Annotated in this window: 4 protein-coding genes and 1 pseudogene; all 5 read left to right on the top strand. The window is 61.3% G+C overall.

Features of this window, described 5'->3' with window-relative positions:
- The first annotated feature begins 100 nt into the window (after window positions 1-100).
- Complete coding sequence (locus VIM95_RS09625; protein WP_331985033.1) at window positions 101-1,735, top strand: methyl-accepting chemotaxis protein; 1,635 nt, start codon at window positions 101-103, stop codon at window positions 1,733-1,735.
- A gap of 124 nt (window positions 1,736-1,859) precedes the next feature.
- Complete coding sequence (locus VIM95_RS09620; protein ID WP_331985031.1) at window positions 1,860-3,875, top strand: S9 family peptidase; 2,016 nt, start codon at window positions 1,860-1,862, stop codon at window positions 3,873-3,875.
- Between the two features lie 196 nt (window positions 3,876-4,071).
- Window positions 4,072-4,614, top strand: a complete 543-nt coding sequence (locus tag VIM95_RS09615) for an ester cyclase (RefSeq protein ID WP_331985029.1) — start codon at window positions 4,072-4,074, stop codon at window positions 4,612-4,614.
- 47 nt (window positions 4,615-4,661) lie between these two features.
- The gene (locus VIM95_RS09610; protein WP_331985027.1) at window positions 4,662-5,366 is read left to right on the top strand and encodes an SDR family oxidoreductase; all 705 of its coding nucleotides are present in this window, start codon (window positions 4,662-4,664) and stop codon (window positions 5,364-5,366) included.
- Window positions 5,363-5,556 (top strand): annotated as a pseudogene (locus tag VIM95_RS09605) (hypothetical protein); the annotation flags it as partial. The gene VIM95_RS09610 and the pseudogene VIM95_RS09605, both read left to right, overlap by 4 nt.

Raw genomic sequence — 5,556 nt, 5'->3', positions numbered from 1 at the left:
CGGTGCTATACCGGAACTTGCGCAGGCCAGCCGGTTCGCGGTTGCTGATCGACATAATAATCAAAGGCTTGCGCGTTTATCTTTTGTGGAGGACTAACGCATGAACAAGCTGACCATCGTGAAGAAGCTCTATCTGGGCTTCGGTCTTATCGTTGCCGTCATGTTGGCCTTGGCGGTGCTCACCGGGGTGAACTTCAGCCGGCTGTCTGCCTCGACTGATCTACGCCTGCATAGTCTCCGGTTGATTGCCCAAGGGAATGCCGTGTATGCCGACCTGGCCCAGGCGGCGGCGTCGATACGTAGCTACGGCTTCACCGGCGAGGAGCGGATGTACAACAACTACCAGAAGGCCGTGGATAGCTTGTTCAAGGAGTCCCTACCCAAGGCTCGCGCAGAAGCAGCCGGCGACCCGACCCAGGCCGCTCGGCTGGACAAGCTGCAAGCCATGGCGGATGCGTGGATACACGATTTCGCCGACCCCTTCTTGGCCAAGCGCCGGGCGATCAACGACAAGAAGGCCTCGCTGGAGGATCTCACTACCCTTTCCGTCGCCCTGGGTGAAAAGGCCAGAATCGCCCCCATGGCCGCAGTGCTCAAGGAGCTGACGACCGAAGCCAACGTGCTCAACCAGGCGAGCAAACGCACCAATGAGTCCATACAGCAGCAGACCATGTTCTTCCTATGGTCTGGCACGGCACTGGGGGCTTTGATTGCCCTGGCTGTCTCGGTCATGGTGGGACGTAATATCGCGCACCGCCTGGCACGGGCGGTGCAGACGGCCAATGCGGTGGCCAATGGTGACCTCAGCCAGCGTATCGAGAGCCAGGGCAATGACGAGGTCGGCGTGCTGCTACGCTCGCTGGCCAGCATGCGCGAGCGGCTGGTGGAGATCATCGCCAACATCCAGCACAGCGCGGCTGACGTCACCGCCTCGGCCGAGCAGATCGCCAGTAGCGCCCAGCAGCTCTCGGTGGCATCGCACGAGCAGAGCAATGCCTCCACGGCCATGGCGGCAGCGGTAGAGGAGCTGACCGTCAGCATCAGCCATGTCTCCGACAACGCCAAGGATGCCCACGGACTGTCGCGGACCTCGGGTGAGTTGTCCGAACAGGGGGGGGCCGTGATACTCAGTACGGTCAACGAGATCCGCGAGATCGCCGAGACGGTGCGGCTTGCTTCCGAGCGTATGTCCCTGCTGGGCGATCACACCCAGCAGATTTCCTCCATCGTCGACGTAATCAAGGACATTGCCGAGCAGACCAACCTCCTGGCACTCAATGCCGCCATCGAGGCTGCCAGGGCCGGCGAGCAGGGCAGGGGTTTTGCGGTGGTGGCGGACGAGGTGCGCAAGCTGGCCGAGCGGACCAGCGAATCCACTCGCGAGATCACCGGCATGATCAGCCAGATCCTCACCGGCAGCCAAGATACCCTGGCCGTCATGCAGCAGAGCGTGAGCAAGGTCGAGCGCGGCGTGGATACCGCCAACCAGGCGGGTGAGGCCATTGCTCAGATCCACGGTTCGGCCGAGAAGGTGGTGGGCGTGGTGACCGATATCTCGACCGCCTTGCGCGAGCAGTCCACGGTCAGCAACCAGGTCGCCAACAACGTCGAGCGCATCGCCCAGATGTCGGAAGAAAACGACAGGGCGGTGGAGGAAGCTTCCCAGGCCGCATTGCGGCTCAAGGGGCTGGCTGAATCGCTCAAGCACTCTGTCGCCTTCTTCCGGGTCGTCTGATCCGTTCCCCTGCCGTGTCGCCATCCTCCATATGGGGGATGGCGGGAATCCCCTGCTCCGGTATTCTCGCGGCGGGGCAGCTGGGGCAAGCCCAGCTGGTTTGAATACGAAGACGGATAACAAGATGAAAACAACAGGGAGCTTGGGCGCCGCCATCCTGGCCGCGCTCATGAGTAGCGTTTTGCTCGCGGCGGGAACACCAGTACAGCCACCCAGCGTAGAAAGCTTTTTCACCAACCCATCCATACTCGACGCCGTGCTATCGCCCGAGGGCAAGCAGGTTGCGCTGGTACTGACTGGCCCGACGGGCCGGCAGGTGTTGGCGGTGGCGCCTACCGACAAGATCGAACAATTGCATGTGGTGGCGGCGGCTTCCAATACCGACGTGGTCATGGCCCGCTGGGTGAATGAGAAGCGCCTGTTCTTCCGGACTGCAGACCTGAAGCGGGAGGGCTCCAAGACCAATGCCAGTGGCTACGTGGTCGAGGCCGATGGTAGCCAGACCCGGCAGATCCTGGTGGGTAGCTGGGAATACAACCAGGAGGAGACCGGTAGCAATATCAAGCGGCGCGCACTGCCCGCTGAATACAACTTCTTCCAGACCTTGGATGACGGCTCCGACGACATCGTGGTCTACCGGACCACGTACAACAATGTCGATAATACCGCCGAAGCTAGGCGGCTCTACCGGTTCAATACGGTTACGCGCAATCTGAGTGCGATGTTCGAGGGTGCTCAGCCCAAGAAGAGCTGGGGCTGGGTGCTGGATACCGAAAGACGCCCCCGCATTGCGATCTCTCACGACAAGGGCCGTCGCCAGATCTGGCTGCGCGACCTGAGTAACGACAGCTGGGCCGAACTGGGGAATTTTGATGACGCATCGGGCGAGGGTTGGAACCCGGAGTTCTTCGACTTCAACGACAACCTCTATGTCCGTGTTGAGCGTGAAGGGTCCACCTCGGAGCTGTACCGCTACGACCTGAAGCAACGGCGCATTGACGATGAACCTACGGTCAGCATCAAGGGCTTTGATTTCGAAGGTTATCCTGAGTTTGATAGCAGGGCACGGCAGCTGCTCGGGGTCCACTACACCTCCGATGCAAAAGGTACGGTCTGGACCAACAAGCAAATGGCAGAAACCCAGAAGATGCTGGACGGTGCGCTGCCTGCGACCATCAACACCATCAGTTGCGGCTTTTGCCTGAGCTCGCCGGTCATGTTGGTGAGCGCCACTTCCGACAAGCAGCCTACCCGCTACTACCTCTACCGCAAGGCTGAGCAGACCTTGGTCGAGCTGGGGAACAGCTACCCGGATATCAAGCCCGAGCAGATGGGCGTGCGCGACTTTGTCCACTATCCGGCGCGAGACGGCTTGAGCATCCCCGCCTACATCACCGTGCCGCCAGGCGTGAGCAAGGGTCCATTCCCCACCGTGGTGCTGGTGCATGGCGGACCTTATGTGCGAGGCGGCTATTGGGAATGGGACGCAGAGGCGCAGTTCCTGGCCACGCGTGGTTATCTGGTGATCCAGCCCGAATTCCGAGGCAGTACCGGTTTTGGCTTTGAGCACTACAGCGCAGGGTGGAAGCAATGGGGTCTGACCATGCAGGATGATCTGGCCGACGCCGCAAAGTGGGCGATCGGGCAGGGTATGTCCGACCCCAAGCGTATCGCCATTGCTGGTGCCAGCTACGGCGGCTATGCCACCCTGATGGGCTTGGTCAAGAACCCGGAACTGTTCCGTGCCGGCATCGATTGGGCAGGCGTGACCGATATCAATCTGATGTTTGCGGTCGACAAGTCGTCCGAATCGGACGCCAGCATCGATTGGCTGGAGTTTGGTTCCAAGACGCTGATCGGTGATCCACGCACCGATGAAGCGGTTTTCCGCAAGGTCTCGCCGCTCGAGCGTGCAGCCGAGATCAAGCAGCCTGTGCTGCTCGCCCACGGTGGTCTGGACCGCCGGGTACCTATCGTGCATGCCAGTAAGTTCCGCTCGGTCCTGGGCCGCAGCAATCCGCAGCTGGAGTGGGTTGAGTACCCGGAAGAAGGCCATGGCTGGCTGTATGAAAAGAACCGTATCGATTTCTGGAAACGGGTCGAGGCCTTTCTCGACAAGAACCTGAAGTCGCCTGGTTGATCCAGCAGGTAGGCGGTTAGGCAACAAGGGACAGGGCAACCTGTCCCTTTTTCATTGTCGAATAGGTCTGGTCCTCGGCAGTATTTTCAAATGGATCAATAAAATCATTCAAATACAGAACTAATTATCAAGATCTGTCCTCCCGCCCAGAATGCGTTCCGTGTCTCCACTCAACGCAACTGAAAAGGACAAGATCATGCGCAAGTCAACCCGTACCGCCCTGAGCGCCGCACTGCTGCCCCTGGCCCTGCTGGCGCCCGTACAAGCTGTCGAACAGGCCGAAGCACTGCCCATCACCAAGCATGTGGCGGTTGCGGGTGACGAAGCACAAGCCCGTCCGCTAATCCTGGCCGCGCTGCGCTACGCCGCCTTCTGGAACACCGGCGACGAACACTATGCCCGCGCAGCCCTGGCCGCCGACTTTACCGACCGCACCCTGCCCAAGGGCCGCCCGCAAGGCCTGGAAGGCCCGCTGCAGGCTTCCAAGGGCTTCCGCAAGGCTGTACCGGACCTGAGCGCCGAGGTCGATGACCTCGTCGTGGCCGGCGACCGCGTTTCGGTCCACCTGCACTTCAAGGGCCACTTCACCGGCCTGTTTGGCGAGGTACAGGGCAAGGGGCAGGTCGTGGACTTCCAGGCCTTCGACCTCTACCGCATCCAGGATGGCCGCATTGCCGACAACTGGCACCTTGAAGACAACCTGACCCTGATGCAGCAACTCGGCCTGGTCCAGAACTAAGACTCAGCTATCCAACGATTCAACCATCCAAATTGAAAGGAAACACCATGTCCCTAGCCTACGCATTCCAATCGCAACGTGTGGTCGTTATCGGCGGCAGCTCCGGCATAGGCCGTGGTGTGGCGCTCGCGGCCAAGGCGCAAGGCGCCGAGGTGGTGGTGCTAGGTCGTTCTGCGAAGGCTACCGATGGCCTACGTGCCATTGCCGCAGATATCGCCAACCCGGCCAGCCTGGCCCGCGCCTTTGCAGAGATCGGTCAGATCGACCACCTGGTCATTACCGCCGGCGCCCGGGTGGGTTCGTCCAAGCTCGCTGATCTGACGTCGACCGACCTTGAGCTGACCTACCAGATCAAGCTGTTCGGCGCCCTCTATGCCATCCAGGCCGCCTTGCCCTACCTGGCTCCCACGGCCTCCATCACGCTGACCTCCGGTCTGCTTTCGCGCAAGTTTGGCGCCGGCAATTTGCTCAAGAGTACGGCCAACGCCGCCGTCGAGGCAGCCGGCAAGAGCCTGGCCAAGGAATTGGCCCCACGCCGCGTCAACGTCATCAGCCCCGGCGTGATCGATACCGAGCTATGGGGCGAGGCCGGCAGCGAGCAGCGCACCGCCACCATGGCCCGCATCGGTGCTGGTTTGCCGGTGAGCCGAGTAGGCCAGACCGATGATATTGCTGCCGCCTACCTCCTGGTCATGCAGAACGGCTTTATGACCGGCGCGGTGGTGGATGTGGAGGGGGGAGGCTTGCTGTGAGCTGGCAATTTGACCACTTCAACCTGCAGGTCAGCAGGGAGGCGGACATCGTCCGCTTCTTCGGCGACGTGATGGGCTGGCAACCGGGCTACCGGCCAGCCTTTCCCTTCCCCGGCAGCTGGCTCTACGAGGGCGAGCAGGCCCTGCTGCACATCCTGCCGGTAGCGGGCGACAAGCCCGAAGCACGGCT

This window comes from Chitinimonas sp. (genome assembly GCF_036568685.1).
GTDB lineage: Bacteria > Pseudomonadota > Gammaproteobacteria > Burkholderiales > Chitinimonadaceae > Chitinimonas.
Note: the sequence above shows the minus strand (reverse complement) of the source record. Positions and strands in the feature narration are given on the sequence as shown.

Coding starts and splice junctions, on each gene's coding strand:
- VIM95_RS09625 (WP_331985033.1), top strand. CDS start 101: ATGAACAAGCTGACCATCGTGAAGAAGCTCTATCTGGGCTTCGGTCTT.
- VIM95_RS09610 (WP_331985027.1), top strand. CDS start 4,662: ATGTCCCTAGCCTACGCATTCCAATCGCAACGTGTGGTCGTTATCGGC.
- VIM95_RS09615 (WP_331985029.1), top strand. CDS start 4,072: ATGCGCAAGTCAACCCGTACCGCCCTGAGCGCCGCACTGCTGCCCCTG.
- VIM95_RS09620 (WP_331985031.1), top strand. CDS start 1,860: ATGAAAACAACAGGGAGCTTGGGCGCCGCCATCCTGGCCGCGCTCATG.